General features: G+C 70.5%; 21 protein-coding genes. 12 read left to right on the forward strand and 9 right to left on the reverse strand.

The window, feature by feature from the left end:
- Window positions 1-26: 26 nt before the first annotated feature.
- Window positions 27-770 carry an SDR family oxidoreductase gene (locus FCI23_RS01470; RefSeq protein WP_136721555.1) on the forward strand — a complete coding sequence of 248 codons (744 nt, stop codon included), beginning with the start codon at window positions 27-29 and terminating at the stop codon, window positions 768-770.
- A gap of 444 nt (window positions 771-1,214) precedes the next feature.
- Window positions 1,215-2,207, forward strand: coding sequence for an acyltransferase domain-containing protein (locus FCI23_RS01475; RefSeq protein ID WP_169316654.1), 993 nt, complete (start codon window positions 1,215-1,217; stop codon window positions 2,205-2,207).
- Between the two features lie 5 nt (window positions 2,208-2,212).
- Here FCI23_RS01475 and FCI23_RS01480 read toward each other — a convergent pair whose 3' ends face one another.
- A complete protein-coding gene (locus FCI23_RS01480) occupies window positions 2,213-2,539 on the reverse strand; it encodes an alcohol dehydrogenase catalytic domain-containing protein (protein ID WP_265737711.1) in 327 nt (108 codons plus the stop codon).
- A gap of 209 nt (window positions 2,540-2,748) precedes the next feature.
- Between FCI23_RS01480 and FCI23_RS01485 the strand changes: the two genes are divergently transcribed.
- Window positions 2,749-3,324 carry a GNAT family N-acetyltransferase gene (locus FCI23_RS01485; protein ID WP_136721556.1) on the forward strand — a complete coding sequence of 192 codons (576 nt, stop codon included), beginning with the start codon at window positions 2,749-2,751 and terminating at the stop codon, window positions 3,322-3,324.
- Window positions 3,325-3,418: 94 nt separating this feature from the next.
- On the opposite strand, the gene FCI23_RS56090 is transcribed toward FCI23_RS01485, so the two are convergent.
- Both FCI23_RS56090 and FCI23_RS01490 read right to left on the reverse strand, forming a co-directional pair.
- Window positions 3,419-3,574, reverse strand: coding sequence for a hypothetical protein (locus FCI23_RS56090; protein ID WP_169316655.1), 156 nt, complete (start codon window positions 3,572-3,574; stop codon window positions 3,419-3,421).
- A gap of 176 nt (window positions 3,575-3,750) precedes the next feature.
- Complete coding sequence (locus tag FCI23_RS01490; RefSeq protein WP_136721557.1) at window positions 3,751-4,809, reverse strand: LacI family DNA-binding transcriptional regulator; 1,059 nt, start codon at window positions 4,807-4,809, stop codon at window positions 3,751-3,753.
- A gap of 145 nt (window positions 4,810-4,954) precedes the next feature.
- Between FCI23_RS01490 and FCI23_RS01495 the strand changes: the two genes are divergently transcribed.
- From FCI23_RS01495 to FCI23_RS01510, 4 genes are all read left to right on the forward strand, one after another.
- Window positions 4,955-6,301: an ABC transporter substrate-binding protein gene (locus FCI23_RS01495; RefSeq protein WP_136721558.1), complete on the forward strand. Its 1,347-nt coding sequence runs from the start codon at window positions 4,955-4,957 to the stop codon at window positions 6,299-6,301.
- 100 nt (window positions 6,302-6,401) lie between these two features.
- Entirely contained in the window at window positions 6,402-7,394 is a 993-nt protein-coding gene (locus FCI23_RS01500) for a carbohydrate ABC transporter permease (protein WP_136721559.1), read from the forward strand.
- Window positions 7,395-7,411: 17 nt separating this feature from the next.
- Complete coding sequence (locus tag FCI23_RS01505) at window positions 7,412-8,353, forward strand: carbohydrate ABC transporter permease (protein ID WP_136721560.1); 942 nt, start codon at window positions 7,412-7,414, stop codon at window positions 8,351-8,353.
- A gap of 164 nt (window positions 8,354-8,517) precedes the next feature.
- The gene (locus tag FCI23_RS01510) at window positions 8,518-9,993 is read left to right on the forward strand and encodes a GH1 family beta-glucosidase (RefSeq protein WP_136721561.1); all 1,476 of its coding nucleotides are present in this window, start codon (window positions 8,518-8,520) and stop codon (window positions 9,991-9,993) included.
- Between the two features lie 55 nt (window positions 9,994-10,048).
- Here the strand turns inward: FCI23_RS01510 and FCI23_RS01515 are convergent, their stop codons facing one another.
- The 3 genes from FCI23_RS01515 to FCI23_RS01525 all read right to left on the reverse strand — a co-directional run bounded on the left by FCI23_RS01515 (window position 10,049) and on the right by FCI23_RS01525 (window position 14,932).
- On the reverse strand, window positions 10,049-11,467 hold the full coding sequence (locus tag FCI23_RS01515) for a cellulose binding domain-containing protein (RefSeq protein ID WP_136721562.1): 1,419 nt from the start codon (window positions 11,465-11,467) through the stop codon (window positions 10,049-10,051).
- 1,312 nt (window positions 11,468-12,779) lie between these two features.
- A complete protein-coding gene (locus FCI23_RS01520; protein WP_136721563.1) occupies window positions 12,780-14,249 on the reverse strand; it encodes a sensor histidine kinase in 1,470 nt (489 codons plus the stop codon).
- Window positions 14,246-14,932: a response regulator transcription factor gene (locus FCI23_RS01525; protein WP_136721564.1), complete on the reverse strand. Its 687-nt coding sequence runs from the start codon at window positions 14,930-14,932 to the stop codon at window positions 14,246-14,248. Before FCI23_RS01525 ends, FCI23_RS01520 begins: the two co-directional genes overlap by 4 nt.
- A gap of 86 nt (window positions 14,933-15,018) precedes the next feature.
- Between FCI23_RS01525 and FCI23_RS01530 the strand changes: the two genes are divergently transcribed.
- The gene (locus tag FCI23_RS01530) at window positions 15,019-15,549 is read left to right on the forward strand and encodes a hypothetical protein (protein WP_136721565.1); all 531 of its coding nucleotides are present in this window, start codon (window positions 15,019-15,021) and stop codon (window positions 15,547-15,549) included.
- A 49-nt stretch (window positions 15,550-15,598) separates the two neighbouring features.
- On the opposite strand, the gene FCI23_RS01535 is transcribed toward FCI23_RS01530, so the two are convergent.
- From FCI23_RS01535 to FCI23_RS01545, 3 genes are all read right to left on the reverse strand, one after another.
- On the reverse strand, window positions 15,599-16,462 hold the full coding sequence (locus tag FCI23_RS01535) for a spermidine synthase (protein ID WP_136721566.1): 864 nt from the start codon (window positions 16,460-16,462) through the stop codon (window positions 15,599-15,601).
- 26 nt (window positions 16,463-16,488) lie between these two features.
- Window positions 16,489-16,863, reverse strand: a complete 375-nt coding sequence (locus FCI23_RS01540) for a hypothetical protein (RefSeq protein WP_136721721.1) — start codon at window positions 16,861-16,863, stop codon at window positions 16,489-16,491.
- 215 nt (window positions 16,864-17,078) lie between these two features.
- Entirely contained in the window at window positions 17,079-17,759 is a 681-nt protein-coding gene (locus FCI23_RS01545) for a TetR/AcrR family transcriptional regulator (RefSeq protein ID WP_136721567.1), read from the reverse strand.
- A gap of 262 nt (window positions 17,760-18,021) precedes the next feature.
- On the opposite strand from FCI23_RS01545, the gene FCI23_RS01550 reads away from it, so the two are divergent.
- From FCI23_RS01550 to FCI23_RS01565, 4 genes are all read left to right on the forward strand, one after another.
- Entirely contained in the window at window positions 18,022-18,888 is an 867-nt protein-coding gene (locus FCI23_RS01550) for a phosphatase PAP2 family protein (RefSeq protein ID WP_136721568.1), read from the forward strand.
- A 95-nt stretch (window positions 18,889-18,983) separates the two neighbouring features.
- Window positions 18,984-20,093 (forward strand): hypothetical protein, encoded by a 1,110-nt coding sequence (locus tag FCI23_RS01555; protein ID WP_136721569.1) that lies wholly within the window; start codon window positions 18,984-18,986, stop codon window positions 20,091-20,093.
- Window positions 20,093-21,673 carry a hypothetical protein gene (locus FCI23_RS01560; RefSeq protein ID WP_136721570.1) on the forward strand — a complete coding sequence of 527 codons (1,581 nt, stop codon included), beginning with the start codon at window positions 20,093-20,095 and terminating at the stop codon, window positions 21,671-21,673. The genes FCI23_RS01555 and FCI23_RS01560 overlap by 1 nt, the downstream gene beginning before the upstream one ends.
- The gene (locus FCI23_RS01565; RefSeq protein WP_136721571.1) at window positions 21,670-22,998 is read left to right on the forward strand and encodes an AAA domain-containing protein; all 1,329 of its coding nucleotides are present in this window, start codon (window positions 21,670-21,672) and stop codon (window positions 22,996-22,998) included. The genes FCI23_RS01560 and FCI23_RS01565 overlap by 4 nt, the downstream gene beginning before the upstream one ends.
- Window positions 22,999-23,141: the final 143 nt, after the last annotated feature.

Below are 23,141 nucleotides of genomic sequence, written 5' to 3' on the forward strand. Positions count from 1 at the left end.
GCGCCGGGCCGCGCGACCCTGGCTGTATGAACGCGAACACAGAAGACACCGGAACGATCGCTTTCGTGTCAGGAGCGAACAAGGGAATCGGTTACGAGATCGCCCGCGGGCTCGGCGCACAGCCCGGGACCACCGTGCTCATCGGCGCACGCGACGAGCAGCGGGGCCGGGCAGCGGCCGACACGCTGGCGGCGGAGGGCGTCACCGCCCGCTGGGTGCGGCTGGACGTGACCGACAGCGGCTCGGCGGAAGCCGCCGCCAAGTGGATCGACGAGGAGTACGGCCGACTCGACATCCTCGTCAACAACGCGGGCATCGCGATCTCGCGTGACGCACCCAGCGCGACCTCGCCGGAGGTGATGCGGCGCACATACGAGACCAATGTGTTCGGCGTGGTCTCCCTCACCAACGCCATGCTGCCGCTGCTGCGCCGCGCCCCGGCGGGCCGGGTCGTCAACATCTCCAGCGGCCTCGGATCGGTGGCCCTGGCGAGCGACCCCCAGGGCCCGTGGTGGGAGACCAACCTGCTCTCCTACAACTCCTCCAAAGCCGCGCTCAACATGATCACGGTCTCGTACGCCAAGGAACTCCGGGAGTCCGCCATCAAGGTCAACGCCGCCGACCCCGGCTACTGCGGCACCGACCTCAACCAGCACCAAGGCGTCCGCACCCCCGCCCAGGGCGCCGCCATTGCCCTCCGGCTCGCCACCCTCCCCGGCGACGGACCGACCGGCGGCTTCTTCAACGACGACGGCCCCGTCCCCTGGTGAAACGGCCCTCACGCCGCCACCCAGGGCCCGCGCGGGCGGCGTCGCGGGCGCGGGCAGCACCGGCGGAGGCCACCGCGTCAGCCGGTACCGGACCAGACCGTCAGCCCGGGAGATCGGCCCTGATCCAGCCCGGCTGCGGGCCGGCCTCGGCCTCAGGTTCCGCCCTTCGTGTACGGGCACGGTGCCGGACATGGATCACGCCACCGGCCCGTGGAGCCCGAGCATGCCCGCGCTAAGCTGCGCTTCAGTCATCGGGAAGATGTGATTCCTCAGGTCAGGCCCTCGATCGGGATGCCAGTCCCGGCCGGGGGCCGTCGTCTGTATGGGGTTGTCGGCGCGACCGTACCCCGACCGCGCCGCGCCGCGCCGCGACCTGGCCCGCCGGGTCGCGACAACCTCGATCCGCCATGAGGGACCAAGAGGGCCGAGAAGAGGGGCTGACCGTTGGAGAACACGCTGGACCTGCTGCGCTCGGACGAGAAACTCGCCGGGTGGCTCACGCAACTGGAAACCATCGACGCCCCGGAGGTCGATGTCTCCCTGCCGACGGCGGACGGCCTGCCCGCCGCACTCCTGGACCTCGCCGTCCCCCACGAGGACATCAATGATCTCGTCGGGCTCCGGGCCGCCGTCACAGGGGACCCCGGACTGCGACAGCTGCTGGAACGCTGCGTACGGGCACTGGTGCGAGACCCGGGCCTGGTCGGCGGCGGCCCCGACCTCCCGCCCCTTCCGGCCGATCTGGGGCCGGTGTGCCGCTACTTCTACGTCTACGTCTTCATCGCGGCACTGCCGCACATCCGGTCCTACCACCGTCAGCACGGCATCCCGGACGACATCTCCCGCCGGACCCTCGCCGACCTCGGCCGCAACATGGCCGTCCACCGCAGGCGCCGTGGCACCGGCGGGCTGCTCGTGCCGTGGTGGATCAAGCTGCACTTCCGGGGCGAGATCTACCAGCTCGGACGGCTGCAGTTCCAGCGCGCGACCCTCGGCGACCGCACCGGACGGGCCGTCGCTGCCGCCGCCCTGCCGCTGGGGCCCGGAGACCTCAGCCTGAACCTCCACATCCCGGACTTCTCCGGGCCGATGTCGCCAACCGCCTGCGACGAGTCCATCGCCCGTGCCCTGGAGTTCTTTCCCCGGCACTTTCCGGCAGAGAGCTACACCGTCGCCACCTGCGACTCCTGGCTGCTCGATCCGCAGCTGGGGGAATATCTGCCGGAGAGTTCCAACATCATCCACTTCCAGCGTCGCTTCCAGCCCGGCTACCCCGTGACGGAGAACGGCGACACCCGCCCGATCAGCTTCGTCTTCGGTGATCCCGGCCTGCCTCTGGACACGCTGCCCCGCCGCACCTCCCTGGAACGCGCCATCGTCGACCACCTGCGCGCCGGTCGCCACTGGCACGGCGGCAACGGCTGGTTCGAACTGTGAGACGTTCAAACGGGTGAGACCTGGACCGTACGAACGATCTTTCCCCTGACACGCTCACGCAGGAACCAGGCCAGGCACGGCGCTGCCGTCCGTACGTAGTCCAGGCCCGGCGGCATGGCGGCCGGCGCTTCCTCCGGCGCGCGGGGCGGGAACGCGCACCCGTACATCTCATCGCCCGGCCGCAAGTGCTTCGTCCGCCCCCCTACCGCCTCCACCACCCCGCAGAGGTCCAGCCCCAACGTGAACGGCGGGTCCCAGAACCTCCGCGCGATTCCGGAGCGGATCTTCCAATCGGCCGGATTCACCCCTACCGCACGGGCCCGCACAAGCACCTCGCCCGGCCCCGGCGCCGACCGGTCGACCTCAACGATCTCCAGAACCTCCGCGCCATCGTAGGAACGCTGCCTTACCGCACGTATTCAGCCGCTCATACGAATTACGCCCTCCGTCGGCTCACCCCCCGCCTCTGGAGCGGACCAGCCGCAGGGCCGGTACCCAATTGGCAAGCCCGCGCTCAGAGTTGGACACTAAAGTGACCGCGATGAGCGACGATCTCGTGATGCTGCGTCCCGTGCTCGAGAACGACCTACCGATGCTCGAGCAGTTCCTGATGGACCCGGAGGCCACCGGAGAGTTCCAATGGCACGGCTGGTCGGATCCAGGGCGCTGGCAGCGCAGTTGGGCGGAGAACGGCCTGCTGAGCGATGACGGCGGCCAACTGATGGTAGCGACCGGCCCTGACCGGCTCGGCTTCGTGGCCTGGCGGAAGGTCGTGACCTCGCGGAACTCATATTGCTGGAACATCGGAATCCAGCTGCTGCCGAAGGCCCGGGGCCGCGGTGTCGGCACGCAGGCTCAGCGGCTGCTGGTCCAGAACCTCTTCGCACACACGCCGGTGGTCAGAATCGAGGCCGCCACCGAGACGGGGAACATCGCCGAGCAGCGCGCACTGGAGAAGTCCGGCTTCACCAGCGAGGGCGTACTGCGCAGCCTCACGTTCCGGGACGGACAGTGGCGGGACGTCGTGCGCTATAGCGTGCTGCGCGACGACACCGCCTCGGCCGACGCCCCTGGGCGGCTCGACTCGCCACCCGCAACGCTCAAACCCGCCGGCTGAGGCGCTCACTCACACCGGAGCTGTCGTACGGGAGGCGCCGGCCCGGTTCGCGCCGGGCGTCGAGGAGGAGCCGGGTGGACGGCGGCCGCCGGGATCAGTTGCGGCGTTCCCGGGCGGTACGCCAGAGGGCGCGAAGACGGTCGAGTTCGGCGAGCTCTTCGCGGGACCAGGAGCGGCGGCCGGCGACATAGCGCCGGATCGCGTCGTTGGCGGCTCTGGCCGCCGGTGGATCTAAAAGGGTCGGAGACATGGTTCAGATCTTACGAGGGGGGTACGACAATGAGCCCCGGATGGGGCGTCCGGGGCCCAAGGTCACACAGTGAGGCTGCTCACGCGCCGCTGCGTGATTCCGGGGAATTATTCACCGCAGAGCTGCGCGCAGGAACCCATGGCGAGGACTATGCCGGCCTGGTCCCGGAACGCGGCCTACGCCGACATGCGCAGCACCAGCTCCGTAGCGAGCACAACGTGCCGACGCGCCTGCTGACGTGCGGATATCTCCTCCAGCAGGACACGGGCCATGGTGCGGCCCATCTCCTGGATGGGCTGCCGGACGCTGGTGAGCGGGGGGTCCATATGTCGGGCGATGGCGGAGTCGTCGAAGCCGATGAGCGCGACATCGTCCGGCACCCGGCGCCCGGCCTCGCGCAGGACCTGGAGCGCTCCGGAGGCCATGACGTCGGAGGCTGCGAAGACGGCGTCGATGTCGGGGCGACGCGCGAGAAGCGAGCCCATGGCGTCGCGACCGCCCTGCTCGGTGAAGTCGGAGCGGGCGACAAGGGAGTCGTCGGAGGCCAGGCCGGCGGTTTCGATCGCGCGACGGTAGCCGTCGAGGCGGCAGCGGGCGACGTACATGTCGAGATGGCCGGTGATGGTCGCGACCGCATGCCGGCCACTGCTGAGCAGATGGGCGACGGCGGACCTGGCCCCGCCCACGTTGTCGGAGTCGACGTAGGAGAGCGCCTCGCTGTCGCTGCGCCGGCCGCTGAGCACCGTTGGCATGTCGATTTCCTGGAGGAGGTCGGGGAGCGGGTCGTCCTCATGGACGGAGACGAGCAGGACGCCGTCCACCCGGTGAGCGGTGAAGTACTGGGCGAGCCGCTGCCGTTCCTTGGCGGTACGGGCGAGCGTCAGCAGCAGCTGCATATCGGTCTCGGCGAGTTCCGCGCTGACGCCGAGGATGATGTCTGAGAAGTAGGGCTCCGCGAAGAGCTTGGCCTCCGGTTCGGGGATCACCAGCGCGATCGCGTCCGTGCGGCTGCCCGCCAGAGCGCGAGCGGCACGGTTCGGCACATAGCCGAGCTCGGCTATGGCGCGCTGTACCGCCGCCTTCGCCTGATCGCTGACCTGCGGCGATCCATTGATCACGCGGGAGACCGTGCCCCGGCCGACGCCGGCCCGGGCTGCGACCTCCTCCAGCGTCGGCCTGCCGCTGTGCCGTCCGTTCACCGCCACTGCGGCCTCCCTAGCTGATCGCCACGTCATTTTAACGACGCGGTAACTCCGCCAATTTAAGGCGTCGCCTCCCTTGACACCCCCCGGGGGAGCCGCAACCCTTCAACACATCACGTATGGGAGCGCTCCCACAGTAGCGAACGCATACACATCCCGCACGTATCCGGAGGCTGGAATGCAGACCACTCGTACGTCGTACCGACCACGCAGCCGTACCTCCGCCGTCGCTCTGGCGGCCGTGGCCGCACTGGGGGCAGGCCTGCTCGCCGGGTGTACGAGCAGCAGTTCCGGAACGGGCGGCTCCGCCTCGTCCGGCGGCACCGTCACTCTGAAGGTCGGGGACTTCGGCACCTTCGGCTACAACACCCAGGGCGCGGACCTGTTCGGCGACTACATGAAGCTGCATCCCAACATCAAGATCGTCGAAGACCACAACGCCGATGAGCAGGCCTACTGGAACACCACCCAGGCCCACCTCGCCGCCGGGTCGGGCGCGGACGACATCCAGGCGTTCGACGTCTCCCGGATGGGCCAGGTCACGACCACGCTCGCCAGCCGGTTCGAGGATCTCTCCAAGGTCTCCGGCGTCTCCGAGGCCAACTGGGCTCCGGTGAAGTGGGCGCAGGGCAAGTCCAAGGACGGCAAGGTCATCGGCGTGGGCACCGACCTCGGCCCGGAGGCCGTCTGCTACAACACCAAGCTCTTCAAGGCGGCGGGGCTGCCGACCGAGCCGGCGGCCGTGGCCGCATTGTGGGCAGGCAGCTGGGACAAGTTCGTCAACACCGTGGGCAAGAAGTACCAGGCGAAAGCACCCAAGGGCACCCATTTCCTCGACAGCGGCGAGGGCCTGTTCAACAGCGTCGTGGGCAGCGGCGCTCAGCAGTACTACGACTCCAGCGGCAATGCCATATACGAAACCAACCCGGCGGTGAAGGCCGCCTGGAAGCTGGCCGGTGACGCCGTCGCGAACGGCCAGACCGAAGGCATCGCGCAATTCTCGACGCAGTGGACCTCGGGCTTCGCGAACAACACCTTCGCGACCACCATCTGCCCGGCCTGGCAGATGGCCAACATCGTCAACAACGCGGGCCCGAAGAACAAGGGCGTGTGGAACATCGCGACAGCTCCGCAGGCATCCGACTGGGGAGGTTCGTACCTCACCGTGCCGTCGCAGGGCAAGCACATCGCCGAGGCCAAGGCCCTGGCCGCCTGGCTCACCGCCGCCAAGCAGGAGGCGAAGATCTTCGCCACGCCGACCGTCGGCAACTTCCCGTCCAACGTGCAGGCGTTCGACGACCCGACCGTCTCCGGCGCGACGAACTCCTTCCTGTCCGACGCGCCGACCGGCAAGATCTTCTCCGAGGCGGCCAAGAGCATCCCGGCGGCGCCGATCGGCCAGTACGACGGCGTGATCCGCAATGACATGGGCAACGGTGTGCTGCTGATGGAGCAGAAGGGCAAGAGCCCGTCTGTCGCGTGGAGCGCCACGATGAAGCAGATCAAGACCGACACCACAGAGTGACCGCCCGCCGGGGCCGTCCCGTCCACGGGACGGCCCCGGCGCCGTACGCTCCCGTCACCCTTTCGCAGCCTTCGCACGTCTTCCGGGAAGGACGCCACACGTGGCCACCTCCACCACCGCCACGGGGAACCGCACCCCCTCCCCGCCATCCTCCGCGGCGACCGCCGACCGCCGCCAGGCGCTGCGCAGGCGTCTGTACCGATGGGACGTCAAGGGGACGCCCTATCTCTTCGTCGCGCCGTTCTTCCTGCTCTTCGCCGTTTTCGGTCTCTTCCCGCTGATCTACACCGGCTGGGTCTCGCTGCACGGCGTCAGCACGCTGGACCCGAACCACATGACGTGGAACGGCACCCAGAACTACACGATGCTGTACCACGACGAGGTCTTCTGGAAGTCGCTCCGGAACACCCTGACCATCGGGCTGCTCTCATCTGTGCCGCAGTTGCTGGCCGCCATGGGCATCGCCCATCTGCTCAACTACAAACTCCGAGGACGCGGCTTCCTGCGGGTCGCGCTGCTGGCGCCGTACGCGACCTCGGTCGCCGCGGCCGCGCTGATCTTCCAGTTCATCTTCCAGTCGAACGACGCCGGGTTCGCCAACTGGGCGCTGCACATCGTCGGGTTCAAGCCCATCGACTGGCAGGCGGGCAACTGGTCGTCGCAGATCGCCGTGTCGATGATCGTGTTCTGGCGATGGACCGGCTACAACACCCTCATCTACCTGGCCGCGATGCAGGCGATCCCGGGCGAGTTGTACGAGGCCGCAGGGCTCGACGGCGCCAACCGGTGGCAGCAGTTCCGCAATGTGACGGTCCCGGCGCTGCGGCCGACGATCCTGTTCACCGCCATCATCTCGGCCATCGGTTCGCTGCAGCTCTTCGGTGAGCCGTATCTCTTCGGCGGCAGCCGGCTGGGCATCAATGGCGGTGCCGACAACCAGTACTCGACCCTCGCCCTGTATGTGTACCGGCTTGCCTTCAACTCCGAGCACTTGGGACGGGCCGCCGCCGTCGCCTGGGTCATCTTCTTCATCGCCGTGATCGTGGGCGCCGTCAACGCCCTGATCGTCCGACGTCTTCGCAAGTCCACGTGACGGGGAGCCGAGCCGCCATGACCATCTCCACCGCCTCCACCGCGACACCCGCCGGCGGGAGCCGGGACGATCACCCCGTGCACCGCACCCCGCTCCGAAACCTCCTCAAGCCCGGCGCGGGCCGCCAGCAGCACGGCGGGCCGATCGCCTACGCCATCCTCACCGTCATCGCCATCGCCTCGCTCTTCCCGCTGTACTTCGCGATCGTGGCCGCGTCGACGTCCCAGACCCGGATCGCGCAGACCCCGCCGCCGCTCGTGCCGGGCGGCAACCTCTTCAGCAACCTGCGCCAGGTCTGGAACTACAACGGCCCCGGCGGCCACACCCTCGGCCTGGCCATGTTCAATTCGGTGGTCGTGGCCGGAGCCGTGACCGTGTCCACCGTTCTGTTCGCCACACTCGCCGGGTTCGCCTTCGCCAAACTCCGCTTCACCGGGCGCAATGTGCTGCTCGTCCTGGTCATCGCGACCATCGCCGTACCGCCGCAGCTGAGTGTCCTGCCGCTCTTCCAGATCATCTCGGGTCTGCACTGGACGGATCAGCTGCAGTCCGTGATCCTGCCCGGCCTGGTCACCGCGTTCGGCGTCTTCTTCATGCGGCAGTATCTGAGCGAGGCGCTGCCCACGGAGTTGCTGGAGGCCGCACGGGTCGACGGCGCCAACTCGTGGCAGATCGTGTGGCATGTGGTCTTCCCCGTCGCCCGGCCCGCGATGGCCGTGCTGGGCATGCTTACCTTCGTCCAGGCGTGGAACGACTTCCTCTGGCCGCTCATCGCCCTGACTCCGGCCGGCAATCCAACCCTCCAGGTCGCGCTTGCCAGCATCGGCGGCGGCTACAGCATCAACGAGTCGATCATCATGGCCGGTGCCGTGATCGCCACCGTCCCGCTGCTCATCGTCTTCGCGATCTTCGGCAAGCAGATCGTCGGCGGAGTGATGCAGGGCGCGGTCAAGGGCTGACCGACTTGGAGGCCGCGCAAATAGGCGGGGCGGCCTCCTACCGGGACCAGTGCGCGACTTGCCCCAGCCGGCCGAACTCTGGGCACCGCTCCAGCCGTACCCCGTACTCCATTGCCGTCCAGATTTCCGTCCAACCCAGCCCACCTCTGATGGGAGCGCTCCCCATGCCCGCGTCCGACACCCGACTCTCCGCCGCCACAAGCAGCCATGAATTCCCGATGGGCTTCATGTGGGGCTCGTCCACCGCCTCGTACCAGATCGAGGGCGCGGCGGCCGAGGACGGCCGCACCCCTTCCATCTGGGACGTCTTCAGCCACACCCCCGGCAAGGTCTGGAACGGCGACAACGGCGATGTCGCCGCCGACCACTACCACCTGTACCGGGACGACGTACGGCTCATGTCCGACCTCGGGCTCAGCGCCTACCGCTTCTCCGTCTCGTGGTCGCGGGTCCAGCCGACCGGGCGGGGCCCCGCCGTCCAGCGCGGCCTGGACTTCTACCGCTCGCTCGTCGACGAGCTCCTCGAACACGACATCGAACCCGTCGTCACCCTCTACCACTGGGACCTCCCCCAGGAACTGGAGGACGCCGGCGGCTGGCCCCAGCGCGACACCGCCGAGCGCTTCGCCGACTACGCCCGGCTCACCGCGGAGGCCCTCGGGGACCGCGTCCGGCTCTGGACCACCCTCAACGAGCCCTGGTGCAGCGCCTTCCTCGGCTACGGTTCCGGCGTGCACGCCCCCGGCCGCACCGAACCCGCCGCCGCACTCCGGGCCGCACACCACCTCAACCTCGCCCACGGCCTCGGCGCCACAGCACTGCGCTCCGTCCTTCCGGCCCGCGCGCAGCTCTCCATCACCCTCAACCCGCACCAGGTCAGGCCGCTCACCCGGTCCCCCGAGGACCGGGACGCGGCGCGACGGATCGACGCCGTCGGCAACCGGATCTTCACCGGGCCGCTCATCAAGGGCGCTTACCCGCAGGACCTCATCACCGACACCGAACAACTCACCGACTGGTCCTTCGTACGCGACGGAGACCTCGCCGCCATCCGGCGCCATCCCCTGGACGTGCTCGGGGTCAACTACTACACCCCCTCAGTGGTATCGGCCGCCACCAGCACCTCAGGCCCCCGCTCCGACGGCCACGGCAACAGCGAGCACTCCCCCTGGCCCGCCGCCGAATCCGTCGCCTTCCACCAGCCCCCCGGCGAGCGGACCGCCATGGGCTGGAGCGTCGACCCCACCGGCCTCTACGACCTGCTGATGAGCTTCAGCCGGCAGTTCCCCGGCCTCCCCCTCATGATCACCGAGAACGGCGCCGCCTACGACGACGCCCCCGGCCCCGACGGCCAGGTCGAGGACCCCGAGCGCATCGCCTACCTCCACGCCCACCTGGACGCCGTCCTCAAGGCCATCAACAACGGCGCCGACGTCCGCGGCTACTTCCTCTGGTCCCTCATGGACAACTTCGAGTGGGCCTACGGCTACAGCAAGCGCTTCGGCGCCGTCTACATCGACTACGACACCCTCACCCGCACCCCCAAGTCCAGCGCCCACTGGTACTCCGGCGTCGCCCGCACCGGCCGGCTCCCCGAGGCCACCGCCGCGCCGGTCTTGAGTGCGGAAAGTGAAGAGTAATGTCCCGAATGACCGTTATTCTGCGTTCGAATTAGCACTCAAATACCATCGCCACTCAACCGGTGTACGCGGCGAACGCCTTGGCGAAGGCCCCGGCGGACTGGAGGATCGAACTGCACGTGGCGTCGGCGGAGGACTTGGCGCCGCCGGCGCACTGCTTGTCACGGGCGGCGGACCACATCGACAGCCAGCCAAGGCCCTTGGACTTGGCGAAGGTGACCAGCTGGGACGCGTCATCGACGGCGAAGGTCTCGGTGCTGACGTCGTTGACGCCAATCATCGGGGTGACGGCGACGGCCTTCCAGGCGGCCGAGTCCGTGAGGCCGAAGGCGCTCTTGACCTGGGCCTGGGTGGCCGTGGCGGCGTCGATGGCGTACTGGCCCATGTCGCCGGTGAACGAGGAGCCATAGTCCATGGCCATGATGTTGACGGCCGAGACGGCGGCGCCGTTGGCCTTGGCGTCGGCGAGGAGGTTGACGCCGTCCTGCGTGAGGCCGGTGGGCATCGCGGGGAGGGTGTAGGAGACGTCGAGCCCGGCGTGGGACTTCTGCAGCAGCGCGATGGCCTGGGCACGGCGGGTATTGGCGGCGGTGTTGGCTATCGCACCGCCCTCGACGTCGAAGTCGACCTTGGTGAGGTTGTACTTGTCGATCGCCGAGCCGTAGGCGGCGGCGAGCGCGGAGTCCGAGGAGCAGGTGGTCGCCAGCTCCGAGCCGGCGGCGCCCCCGAAGGAGACCCGGACATCGCCGCCGGCCGCGCGCAGGGCGCCGATCTGGGCTGCGACGGCGTCACTGCCGAGGTCGGTGACGCCGCCCCACTTGGGGGTGCAGCTGCCGCCGTCGACGATGAAGGCGAGGTTGTACTGCTTGACGCCGGTGGAGTTGGCGGCGGCGATGAGATCGAAGGCAGGGTAGAGGGAGGTGTCGACATACGGCGCGAAGCCTGCCGTCGTCGTCGAACCGGAGCCGGAGGTGGAGGTCGGCGTCGCGGTCGGGGTCGCGGTGGGCGTGGGGATGGCCGTCGGGGAACTGCTTGGCGTGGCGTCGGCCGAACACGCCACTTTGTTGATGAGGCAGTTGACCGGATCGGCAGCGGTGCCGGACGAATCGGCGACAAAGCCGACCGTGGCCGAAGCGCCTGCCGCGAGGGTCGCGTTCCAGCTCTCGGGCTTTACGGTGACGTGCTGGCCGTCGGCGGTGTAGGTGCCGTTCCACAGCGAGCTGATCGTGGTGCCGGCCGGCAGGTCGAAAGCGAGAGTCCAGCCGGAGAGGGCGGCGCCGGTGGTGTTGGTGATCGTGTACTGGCCGGTGTAGCCGGTCTTCCAGTCGCTGACCTTGGAGTAGGCGGCACCCACGGACGCGGCCTGGGCGGTGCCCACCAGGGTGATGGTCGTGCCGGCGAGGGCGGCGGCAGCGGCGAGGCCGCCGATGAGTGTGGCTCTGCGGCCGGGACGGCGGCGGTGTGAAGTCCTCATGGGGCGGCACGCTAGCGACCGCGAAACGGACAAACGCCCAGTTCAGGGCAGGGATTCGGGAACTTAAGGCGCGCTTAAGCCAGCCATCGGCCCCGATTAAAGGTTTAGACCAATCAATCTGCAACCAGCCCGCCATGACGGGGCGTCATCCCGCCGCCACGGCGGCCGTAACCGGGTAGCGCCGTCCGGCGGGCGAGGACGAACACGGCTGCCAGTCAGCACGATAACGCGATACGCGGCCGGATATCGGGCCCTCTGTCCTAAGGTCGCTGCACGGCGGTTTGACACCGACGCGACGGGTTCTGACGGGGGTTGATCGCTGACATGGCGCGAGTGGTGGTTGTGCATGGCATCGGCCAGGAGTTCTCGGGGCCGGAATTGATGGGGCAACAGGTCGGGCCCGCGCTGCGTGACGGGGTGCGACTCGTAGACGGTCCACGCCTGGACGCGAGCGATGTCGCCTGTGCCTTCTACGGCCGCCTCCCGCCGGGTCAGGGGCAGGGGGAGTTCGCCCCGGCCGGGCGCCGAGGCGGCCGGGGGCGCGGAAAGGTTTCTGCTGGGGTGCGGGTGGGTCCGCAGGCCGCTCAATCCGCCGTGACGGGGAATGACGGGGGCCCTATGACCACCTTGAATCGGTTCAGGTGGCCATAAGGCCCCGTCATTCAGCCGCGATGAGGCCGCCTGCGCGGACTCCCACCCCTGCCTGCGTACACCCCCGCCTCACGCAAGTGCACGCAGGCATGGGTGGGAGTGCACGCAGGCACGAGAGGAATTGCCTGATATGCCAAACATGGGAAACCCTCCTGGCTCCCGCCGAAACGATTCTGCGGCGAGCGGATCCAATAGGTCCACGTTTCGGACAGTGACACGCCGAGCGGAGGCCGTTCCACCGTCCGGAACGTGGACCTAACGCCCCGAGCCCTCACCGGAGCCACCACCAAGGCGGCAGGCGACCGACGGACACCCCCATCCCCCGGAACCCCTCCCCCGCCAGAACCTTTCTGCACCCCACCCACCGGGCGGAAGAGGAGCCTCCTCAATATGGGGCCAAGCCACCAAGCGCCCGTCGGTCGCCGGTTACGGCGGTCCAGCCCCCCCACGGACAACAGGCGTCGCCACCGGCCATCTCTACCAGGATCCGGCAACGAGACCCCAGACACGAGACGGACAAGAGCCGCACAAGCCGCCTTAACGCCCGCCGCTCACCGGCCCGGCGGCCAACCGGCAACACAGGCCCCCTCCTCCCCCTCCGCAGTAAGCGCCTTTCATCTTTGCGACCGAAAGGGAGCGACACGCACCCGCACACGGCCAATCAGAAATGGCGCCTCCCTGGCGGGTTACGGGATTCTCGCCGGTCGACCGTCGCTGGGCGGGGGCGGGTCGAAGACGAAGACGGGGCCGGGGCCGGGGAACCGCCTGTGACTGCCCGCGAACGGCCTCGCCGGGCGAGTTTGTGGCCGCGGCGGATGCCGTCGGGGGTCCGGGAGAGGGCCAGCCAGACGCGGATCTCGGCGCCGCCGAGGACGGAGTGGCCGATGCGGACGTCACCGCCGGTGGATTCGGCAACGCGGCGGACGATGTCGAGGCCGAGGCCGGTGGAGCCGGGGCCGCCGTCGCCCTGGCCGCGTCGGAGCGCGGCTGTGGGGTCGGCGATGCCGGGGCCGGCGTCAGAGACGAGCAGGATGACGGCGTCGGGGGTGCTGTGGACGTCGAGGGCGAAGGGGCTGCCCTCGGGGGTGTGCCGGAAGACGTTGCCGAGCATGGAGTCGAGGGCGGCGACCAGTTCGGCGCGGGCGACGGGCACTCGTACCGGCCGATCGACGCCGGCGGTGCGGGCGGTGCGACCCTGGTCCTCGGCGAGGGCGGACCAGAAGGACATGCGCTCGCGGATGACTTCGGAGGCGTCGCAGCCGACTGCAACGGGGGCGGACTGGTGGGCGCGGGCGGTGCGGATGATCTGGTCGACCTCGCGTTCGAGCTGGGCGACGGCCTGACGGGTCTGCTCGCCCGCCGGGCCGTCGCCGAGGGAGGCGGCGTTGAGGCGGAGGACGGTGAGGGGGGTGCGCAGACGGTGCGAGAGGTCGGCCGCGAGTTCCCGCTCGTTGGCGAGGAGTTGGGTGACCTGGTCGGCCATGGCGTTGAAGGCGACGGCGGCGGACCGCAGTTCGGCGGGGCCCTCCTCCGGGATCCGTACGGCCAGATCGCCCTGGCCGAGGTCGTGCGCGGCGCCCGCGAGACGCCTGGCGGGGCGGACCATCCGGGTGCCGAGCCGGTCGGCGATGGAGACCGAGCCGATGATCAGGACGATGCCGACCCCGGCCAGCACCAGCCACGCCGCGGTGACCCCGTGCCGCACATCGGCGTCCGACACGAACACCTCGACCACGGCGACCGAGCCCGAGCTGACGGCGGTCGGCTGAAGCAGCGCGTAGCCGCCGGGCACCGATACCGTCGCGGCCCGGCCCAGCTTGGAGGCGGTGCCGATGGCGGCGTCGGAGGCGTGTGTATCGCCGACCCCCACGGCTGCCACGCCCTTGGTGGCCGGTACCCGGACCGCCATCCGGCCGGCCGCGCCCGCCTGGGTGGAGGCTACGGCCCGCTCCAGCTCGGTGCGGTCGGTGGTGATGGCCAGCGCCGGGCCGATCGCAGCGGCCTGCCGCTCCGCGCCGGTGAAGGCCCGGTCGCGGGCCATCTCCCGTACGACCATGCCCAACGGCACCGCGAAGGCGACCACCACCATCGCGGTCACGGCCAGACATACCTTGACCAGGGCCCACCTCATAGGAACGACCCTGGTGGCTCAAGCTTGACGCCCACGCCCCTCAGCGTATGCAGATAGCGCGGCCGCGCGGCCGTTTCGCCCAACTTCCTGCGCAGCCAGGACAAATGTACGTCGATGGTCTGGTCGTCGCCGTAACTCTGCTGCCACACCTCCGCCAGCAGCTCACGGCGCGTCACGACCACCCCCGGGCGGGCTGCCAGGAAGGACAGCAGGTCGAACTCCCGGCGGGTCAGGTCCAGCGGCGCGGCGTCCAGGGCCGCCTGCCGCCGCTGTATGTCGATCTGCAGTCCGCCGACCCGCAGCACAGGGCTGCTCTCGTGGCCACGCGAGCGGCGCAGCACGGCCGCCATCCGCGCCGACAGGTGCTCGACCGAGAAGGGCTTGATGAGGTAGTCGTCGGCGCCCGCGTTGAGCAGGCGTACGACCTCCGACTCGTCGTCCCGGGCCGTCGCGATGATCACCGGGACATCGGTGATGCCGCGCAGCATCTTCAGGGCCTCGGCCCCGTCGAGGTCGGGCAGACCGAGGTCCAGGATCACCACGTCGAAGCCGACCTGCGTCACCTCGCGCAGGGCCTCAAGTGCCGTGCCCACGCTGCGTACGGTGTGCGCGGCCTCGCTGAGGTGCCGGATGAGGGCGGAGCGCACGAACTGGTCGTCCTCGACAACGAGCACACTTGCCATGGCCCGCACGGTAGCCCATCAGGGGGATGCTGACGCATCGTGGGAGTGAGGGAGCGCGAACGGCGCGTGTAGGGCACCATGGGCGCATGTTGAGGGCACTGGTGCACGCCGGCGCGTGGACGGCCGCTACGGGCGCCGCCGCTACTTTGTCGTGGTTCGGCGTCCACCATGCGCTGGCCGGTACTGCGTACGATGCGCCCAGGGCGCTGGCCATATCCGACGTAGGGGCTTCGCCGTCGGCTTCGCCCTCCGCTTCGGTGCGGGCATCGGTATCGGCCACGGCGTCACGGCGGTCTTCGTCCCCGTCGTCGCCTTTGCCGCGCTCCTCATCGGCGTCGCCTTCGGCTTCGGTGGTCCATACGACGGCGTCGCCGACGGCCGCAGGCAACATCCGCAGTTACGCGGTGGATGGCGGGCGGGTCGTGCTGGATTTGGGCACGACTTACGCCACGTTCGTGTCGGCCACGCCTGACGGGGGCGGGTGGCAGATGCAGGTGTGGAACCAGGACGGCTGGATCCGGGTCGACTTCACGGCGCCGTCGGGGAAGAGCACATCGACGGTGTTCTGCACGTGGAACGGGCACCCGCCGACCGTTCAGACCTACGTCACGACCTAGCAGGTCCGGCGCCCCGGGTCGCCTGCGGCGGGCCTCCCCCACCCCGCCCCTACCGGAACGCCGACTCCGGCGGCGACGGGGACGCCTCCGCCGTCGCGTCCGTGACGGGCACCGCGCCGCCGGTGAAGTCCGCCAGCCCGCCGCCGTGTTCGACCCGGCCGGGGTGCGGGTCGGAGGCGACGCGGCGGGTGAGCTCGGCGACGGGCAGCTCCCGGTCCGCCGCCACCAGGATCGCGTTGCCGAAGCGCCGCCCCCGCAGCACCGCCGGGTCGGCGGCGAGGCACGCCTCGGCGAACTGGGCCCGTACGGTGGCGATCTGTGAGCGCAGGAAGGCGAGCGGTGCGCCGTCGGTGATGTTCGCGGCGTACAGCCCGTCCGGGCGCAGCGCGCGCTTGGCTTCGGCCAGGAATTCGGTGCTGGTGAGATGCGCCGGGGTGCGCGCGCCACTGAAAGCGTCCGCGATCACCAGGTCCGCCCAGGCCTCCGGGATTTTGGCCAGCCCGGCTCTGGCGTCCCCGCCGCGCACTTTGATCCGCCAGTTACGGTCCCAGGGCAGTTCGCGCCGGACCAGTTCGACGAGCGCGGCGTCCAGCTCGATCACCTGCTGAGTCGAGCGGGGGCGGGTCGCGGCGACATAGCGCGCGAGGGTCAGCGCGCCGCCGCCGAGGTGCACGACCTGGAGCGGGCGTCCTGGGGGCGCCGCCAGGTCGATGACATGGCCCAGCCTGCGCTGGTAGGCAAAGTCCAGATGCGCCGGGTCGTCGAGGTCCACGTAGGACTGCGGCGCTCCGTCGATCAGCAGCGACCAGCCGTTGGGGCGCTCCCGGTCCGGCAGGAGTTCGGCTTCGCCACCGTGGATGGCGGCACGGACGCTGTCGGGGATGCTCCTGCGCTGCCGTTTGCCCGATGCCATGCGCTCAAGTATGGCCCGGGCAGTCGCTACAACCGCCGGGCCGCCAGTTCGATGGTGCGGGCCGCCTCGCCGAGCGCGTCGCGGAGGACGGCCGGGTCGGTGACGGACACGGCGGTGTGCGGGGGGACGAGCCAGCCGGTGCCGGCGATGGGCGGCTCGGTGCCGGAGGTGACGCCGCGGCCGTTGGTCTGGGTGCAGGCGCTGCCCGGCAGATCCCAGGCGGCGGCGGTGCCGGGCGGGACGAGGAAGCCGAGACTGTCGTCGGAGCTGTCGTGCAGGACCGGGCCGACGCAGGTACGCAGCCGCAGCAGGTCCACCGCTTCGAGGCCCTGCCTGGTCGGTACGGTGACCAGGTCACAGGGTTCAGCGGTGGGAATGTGCCGGTCGGTCGATGCCGACATCGGCCTGGGTGACCCATTGGTGTCCAACAAGGGAAGCCTCCTTGTAGTCGGACGTCGCAACCAGTTCAACGCCGGGAAGGGCTGACGGCTACGCCCTCCCGGCCCTGCAAGGGGTGGCGTTTGCTGGCGAACCATGGCGAAACGGCGTCGTCCCAGGTGAGTGGCATCGTCCCCGGAGCCGATGGCCGGAGCGCCATACGGCCATCCGAGATCGCTCACCTGCCGAGCAGACCCCTCACCAGGCGGCCCAGCCCGTACTCGAACTGCACAGGCCCCATGTTCCCCACCGCCGAGAGTTCCGGTGCGAGGTCGGTGAGCGAGGGGTAGCTGTCGGGCGGCAGGGCGGTCAGCCGCTTCTTGATGCGCTCGCCGACGCCCTCCTCGCGCTCACAGCGCCGTCTGCTCCTCGTCGTCCAGACGGCCGCGCCGACGGTGTACTGCATGAGCGCGACGTACGCGCGTACGGCCTCGGTCCGGCCGAGGCCTGCCGAGCGGAGCAGCCCCAGCAGTTGGTCGGTGACCGCGATCTGCTCGTCGCCGCGCATCGGGCGGCTGGTGAGCAGTTGCAGGGCGGAGGGGTGCTCGGAGAACAGCCGGTAGAGGCTGCGGACGACCTCGGTGATGCGGTCGCCGGGGTCGCCGACGCCCGTGACGGGTAGTTCCACTTCGGCGAGGAGGCGTTGGGCGACGGCGTCACTGAGCTCGTCCTTGCCCCGGAAGTGTGAGTAGACCGCCATGGTGCCGACGCCGAGCTCCTCGGCGAGGGCGCGCATGGTGAAGGCCTCGGTGCCGTCCCGGTCGAGCAGGGTGACCGCGGCGTCGAGGATCCGATCGGGGTTGAGCGTGTTGCGGGGGACGCGGCGCCGTGGGGAGCGGGCCGGTCGAGCGGTAGTCATGAGTGGGAGTCCGGTTTTTCCGGTTGTACGAGGACAGGGTGCGGGCGGTTTACTGAATTCTCGCGCGGGCGGGCAACCCGGGGAAGCGGCCCGGGTGTCCTCCCGCGCACATACCCGGCGACACGCCGTTGGACACTTGGCCAACGGGTGGTGGCCAGGAATATCAGGGGCGGTGTGGGGGGTGGCTGGCGTACGCCGTACGGTAGAAGCCTACGTCGGAGTTCATCACCCGCCAATCGGGAGAACGGGGAGTACCGGTCGGATGACGATCAGCGCTACTGCGCCTCGGGCCGCGGCATACAGGGGCCGGCTTCGCTGGTGGACCGAGCTCCCCCTCATAGCCGTCGTCTACGGTCTTTACACCTGCGCGCGGCTTCTGGTCCGCGGCGACGTGGATGACGCCATCGAGCACGGCATCGACATCCTCCACCTCGAACAGCTCATGAAGATCGACCCCGAGCGGTGGCTCAACCGGCTCTTCACCAACTACCGGTCCTTCGGCATCCCGGCCGACTTCTGGTACGCCTCACTGCACTACGTCGTCACCCCCGCCGTCCTGGTGTGGCTGTGGCGCCGACGCCCGTCCCAGTACCGCCTCGCCCGCACCTGGCTGATGATCACCACCCTCCTCGGGCTGGTCGGGTTCACCCTGATGCCGACCGCCCCGCCGCGGTTGCTCACCTCCGGGCACGGCTTCATCGACACCATGGCGCAGTACGGCTCCTACGGCTGGTGGGGCGGCAACGCGAGCGCCCCGCGCGGCCTCGGCGGTATGGCAAACGAGTTCGCGGCCATGCCCAGCCTGCACGTGGGGTGGTCGCTGTGGTGCGGGTTCATGCTCTGGCGATACGGGCGGTCGCCGGTGCTGCGGGCGCTCGGCGTGATCTACCCGCTGGGCACGACGCTGGTGGTGATGGGCACCGGAAACCACTATCTGCTGGACGCCGTCGCCGGCGCGATGGTGCTGAGCGTCAGTTATCTGCTGGCGCCGCGTGCACTGCGGGTCATCGACCGGGTTCGCGCACGCCGCACCGGACACACGACCGTGGTCGCCACGTCAGTCGTGCCGGAGGAGAAGAAGGAACAGGAAAAACAGGAACAGGAGCGGGGCGCCCCGAAAGCGGCGTGAAAAACTGGCCGGCCGCCCTGCATGTCCTCCCTGCCCACAGCTTGTTCAGCCGGCCTGTCCGGCGACTGTCATAGGCGGATGCAACACTTTCGCGGGTGAGCACTACCCACGATCTCCGAGAGCGGCTGGCCGAGTTGCGCGGCCCGGCCGTGCGACCTCGCCCCCTTGACGCGCGAGCGCTGGCCGCACTGGCCGCCAACCCGGGATGCCGGCGCCGCGCCCTGCTGGACGCCGCCGGGATCGACAAGGGCGCGGTAGCCCGGGTGCTGGGCGATCCGGCGCCCTTCGGGCAGTCCCAGTTCGCCTTCGTACGCGGCCACGCCTTCGAGGCCCGGGTCAAGGCGGACGGCTGCGCCGAGCTGATCCGGCTCCTCGGCGGCACCCCGGAGGACGGCCGGGTGCTCGTCCCCGAGCTCTCCGCCGCCGGTCCCGCCGGACGGGTCGCCCGCACCCGGCTGGCGCTGGAGGAGGCGACGGCCGCCCGCAGCTGGACCCTGCTCGACCACCCGATGCTCGCCCTCGAGGTCGCCAGCTCGCCCGCCTACCTGGAGCCGGACGCGGTCGCGGTCCGGCCGGACGGTTCCTGGACGGTCGTGGAGATCAAGTCGTTCCCCATCCTCGACGGCAGCGCCGACTCGGTGAAGGTCGGCGCCGCCGCCCGGCAGGCGGCCGTATATGTGCTGGCCCTGGAGCGCCTTGCGGCGCAGGCAGGCACCGCGCGCGTATCGCACGACGTGCTTCTCGTCTGCCCGAAGGATTTCTCCAACTTCCCCACCGCCGAACTTGTGGACGTACGCAAACAGCTCTCCGTCACCCGGCGCCAGCTGGCCCGGCTCACCCGGATCGAGGAGATCGCCGCCACCCTCCCCGACGGCACCACCTTCGACCTGCGGTACGCCGATGACGGCAGCACCCCGACCCGGCCCGCCCCCGAGATGCTGGCCGCCGTCGAGGCCGTACCCGCCGCCTACGCCCCCGAGTGCCTCGCCGCCTGCGAACTCGCCTTCCACTGCCGGGACCGGGCCCGCGCCTGCGGCGCCGTCGAATCCCTCGGCCGCGGCACCCGGGGCGAGCTCGGCTCCCTCACCACCGTCGAGCAGGTGCTCGCCGCCGCCCTCGGCACCGCCGGTGACCCGGCCGACCCGGCGGTGGACGCGCTGCGCCGCGCGGCACGGCTGCGGGCCGCAGCTGTCGGGGAGGTCTGATGTCGCTGATGACGACGCTCGCGCGGGCGGAGGCCGCTGCCGCCGGGCGGGCCCGGCCCATCGCGACCGTGCGGCACCGGCATGTGTCCGGGCGGCCGCTGGTGTTCGTGCCGCTGACCACCGCCGGTGAGGTCGGCGCCCCGCTGGGGGCACTGGTCGGGACGGTGGCGGAGGCGCCCCGGCTGCTGGTGGTGCCGCAGCCGAGGGACCGTGATCTGCGGTTCGCGTTCCTCGCGGAGCTGGCACAGGCCGTGCTGCCGTATGTGGAGGGATTCGCGGACGAGGTGGAGATCGAACCCGCCACCAGGAACCGGGAAGAGTCGGAGGTGTGCGCCGACGCCCCACAGATCGTGGTGCCCAATCCGGCCGCCCTGGACTACGTACGGCTCCTCGGCCGCTCCACCCGGTTCCGCCGCACCGCCGAGGACGACCCGGACGAGCCGTACCCGGTGCCGGCCCGGGTCCCGCTGCTCGGGCGCTGGCTGACGCACTACGGCGAGCGGGCCCGCACCCCGGGGGCCGGGCTGCTCGTGGCCATGACCGAACTGCTGACCCGGCACTGGACGACCGGCCAGAGCAATCTGGAGGACCAGCACCTGGGCTCCCTGCTGGCCTGGATCGACCCTCCGGAGGGCATGAACGGTCCGCGGGCCGCCCGGCGGGCGGAGACGCAGCGCGGGGCGGACGGGCTGCTGCTGTGCCCGCCCGCCGGGCCGGCCACCGACCCGGTGTTCGACAACACGGCGCTGGCCCCGGCGATGGCGCGGTACGACGCCGCCCGCTCGGCGGCGCGGGAGGCGGAGGACGCAGCGATCGCGTCCCTGGCGGCCGAGACGGCCGAGGCCGGGATCCGCGAGCTGGTGGCGAGCCAGCTGCGGCCCACCTGGGACATGGTCTGGCGTGGCCTGGACCTGCTGCGGGCGCTGCCGGAGGGCGCGCATGTCGCCGAGCGGTGGAAACGGGACCGGTGGTCGTACACCGGCCACCGGGACCGGGTGCTGGCCGGAGAACCCCCGCAGCCCAAGCGGGACGACGCGATCGCGGCGGCACAGAAGCTGGCCGGGCGGGAGACGGCGCAGGTGCGGTTGGAGGCACAGGAAGCGCTGGACGATCCGCTGGTGATGGCCGGGCAGCGGCTGGCGGGGCAGGCGTTCGTGGGCGAGGTGACGGACGTCGAGATGGCGTACTCGGAGGGGAAGCGGCCGATGCCCCGGCCGCTGGTGACCATGACGACCGAGGACCGCCCGCAGCTGGACGCCGGCACCAAGGTCTACCGCGCGCTGCCGGAGGCGAAGTCCGCGCAGAGCGCTGAGGCGGTCGCCACGGACATCGTCGCCACGGACATCCCGGAGACGGTGGTGCTGCGGCTGCTGGGCGGAATGGGCTCGGGCCGGGTTCCGAAGGAGGGCTCGGTGCCGGAGAAGGGCGACCTGATCTGCTGGACGCTTTTCGAGCACGCCCCGCGCGGCGGGGCGGAGCTGCCGGATCCGGAGGACACCCCGTGGACCCACGGCGGGCCGCCGGGCGGGAGCCCCCCGGCCGACGCCCCCGATCCGCTGACCCCGGAGGACTATCTGTGACCGGCGCCCGCACAAGCCCCGCCGAGGCGGCCGCAGCAGCCACCGAGAAGATCCTTTACGACACCCTGTACGGCGCCGCCCGAGGCGTGGTGGTGGATTCCCCGCCCGGCGCCGGGAAGTCCACCCTCGTGGTGCGCGCCGCGCAGGAGCTGGTGGCCGCCGGGGAGTCCCTGATGGTGGTCGCACAGACGAACGCGCAGGTCGACGACTTGGCAGACCGACTGGCCACCGCCGATCCCGAGCTGCCCATCGGGCGGCTGCACGGCAGTGACTCACCCCCGGACCCGGTCCTGGACCGCCACCCGGGCATCCTCAAGTCCGCGAAGGCTGCGGACCTCGCGCAGCAGAAGGTAGTGATCGCGACCGCCGCGAAATGGGCGTTCGTCAAAGGCGTCGAACCATGGCGGCACGCCATCGTGGACGAGGCCTACCAGATGCGGTCGGACGCGCTGCTCCAGGTCGCCGGTCTGTTCGAGCGGGCCCTGTTCGTCGGGGACCCCGGGCAGCTGGATCCGTTCAGCGTGGTGGGAGCGGAGCAGTGGGCGGGGCTGAGCTACGACCCGTCGGCGAGCGCCGTCGTCACACTCCTGGCGCACAATCCGGGGCTGCCCCAGCACCGGCTGCCGGTCTCATGGCGGCTCCCGGCGTCGGCGGCACCGCTGGTGTCCGAGGCTTTCTACCCGTACACGCCGTTCACCAGCGGTACGGACCACGGCGACCGCCGGCTCTCCTTCGGTGTCCGGTCCGACGGCACCGGCCCCGACCGCGTCCTGGACGAGGCCGCCGCCTCCGGCTGGGGGCTGCTGGAGCTGCCGGCCCGCCGCACGCCCCGCACGGACCCCGAGGCTGTGCGGGCGGTCGCCCAGGTCGTACGACGCCTGCTCGACCGGGGCGCCGTGGCCGGGTCGGAGCGCGGCACCGCGCCCGTCACCGCCGACCGCGTCGCGGTGGGGACGGCCCACCGGGACCAGGCCGCCGCGGTGCGTTCGGCGCTGGCCGCCCTCGGCGTCACCGGGGTCGCGGTGGACACCGCCAACCGCCTCCAGGGCCGCGAGTTCGACGTCACCGTCGTACTCCATCCCCTGTCGGGGCGCCCGGACGCCACGGCGTTCCATCTGGAGACCGGACGCCTGTGCGTGCTTGCCTCGCGGCACCGGCACGCGTGCGTTGTGGTGTGCCGGGCGGGGGTGGCGGAGCTGTTGGACGAGCACCCTTCGACGGAGCCGGTGCGGTTGGGGGTGACGGTGAAATTCCCGGACGGGTGGGAGGCGAACCACGCGGTGCTGGCGCATCTGGCGGAGCACCGCGTGCCGTGGCGGCCGTAGCGCCTGCGGCGCTTTCCCCACCCCGCCCCTTCCCGACTGCGTCCAATATGCGGCTGGCGCCGCGTGGGGGGCTACGCCCCCCAGACCCGTCCCCTACGCCCTGGCGGGCGTGGGGGGACCCCCAGGTCCTCAAACGCCGGACG

Source organism: Actinacidiphila oryziradicis (assembly GCF_005047355.1).
GTDB classification, from domain to species: Bacteria; Actinomycetota; Actinomycetes; order Streptomycetales; family Streptomycetaceae; genus Actinacidiphila; species Actinacidiphila oryziradicis.

Coding starts and splice junctions, on each gene's coding strand:
- FCI23_RS01510 (WP_136721561.1), top strand. CDS start 8,518: ATGCCCGCGTCCGACACCCGACTCTCCGCCGCCACAAGCAGCCATGAA.
- FCI23_RS56090 (WP_169316655.1), bottom strand. CDS start 3,574: ATGTCTCCGACCCTTTTAGATCCACCGGCGGCCAGAGCCGCCAACGAC.
- FCI23_RS01490 (WP_136721557.1), bottom strand. CDS start 4,809: ATGACGTGGCGATCAGCTAGGGAGGCCGCAGTGGCGGTGAACGGACGG.
- FCI23_RS01535 (WP_136721566.1), bottom strand. CDS start 16,462: ATGGCATCGGGCAAACGGCAGCGCAGGAGCATCCCCGACAGCGTCCGT.
- FCI23_RS01520 (WP_136721563.1), bottom strand. CDS start 14,249: ATGAGGTGGGCCCTGGTCAAGGTATGTCTGGCCGTGACCGCGATGGTG.
- FCI23_RS01470 (WP_136721555.1), top strand. CDS start 27: ATGAACGCGAACACAGAAGACACCGGAACGATCGCTTTCGTGTCAGGA.
- FCI23_RS01545 (WP_136721567.1), bottom strand. CDS start 17,759: ATGACTACCGCTCGACCGGCCCGCTCCCCACGGCGCCGCGTCCCCCGC.
- FCI23_RS01495 (WP_136721558.1), top strand. CDS start 4,955: ATGCAGACCACTCGTACGTCGTACCGACCACGCAGCCGTACCTCCGCC.
- FCI23_RS01540 (WP_136721721.1), bottom strand. CDS start 16,863: ATGTCGGCATCGACCGACCGGCACATTCCCACCGCTGAACCCTGTGAC.
- FCI23_RS01485 (WP_136721556.1), top strand. CDS start 2,749: ATGAGCGACGATCTCGTGATGCTGCGTCCCGTGCTCGAGAACGACCTA.
- FCI23_RS01515 (WP_136721562.1), bottom strand. CDS start 11,467: ATGAGGACTTCACACCGCCGCCGTCCCGGCCGCAGAGCCACACTCATC.
- FCI23_RS01505 (WP_136721560.1), top strand. CDS start 7,412: ATGACCATCTCCACCGCCTCCACCGCGACACCCGCCGGCGGGAGCCGG.
- FCI23_RS01550 (WP_136721568.1), top strand. CDS start 18,022: ATGACGATCAGCGCTACTGCGCCTCGGGCCGCGGCATACAGGGGCCGG.
- FCI23_RS01525 (WP_136721564.1), bottom strand. CDS start 14,932: ATGGCAAGTGTGCTCGTTGTCGAGGACGACCAGTTCGTGCGCTCCGCC.
- FCI23_RS01530 (WP_136721565.1), top strand. CDS start 15,019: ATGTTGAGGGCACTGGTGCACGCCGGCGCGTGGACGGCCGCTACGGGC.
- FCI23_RS01560 (WP_136721570.1), top strand. CDS start 20,093: ATGTCGCTGATGACGACGCTCGCGCGGGCGGAGGCCGCTGCCGCCGGG.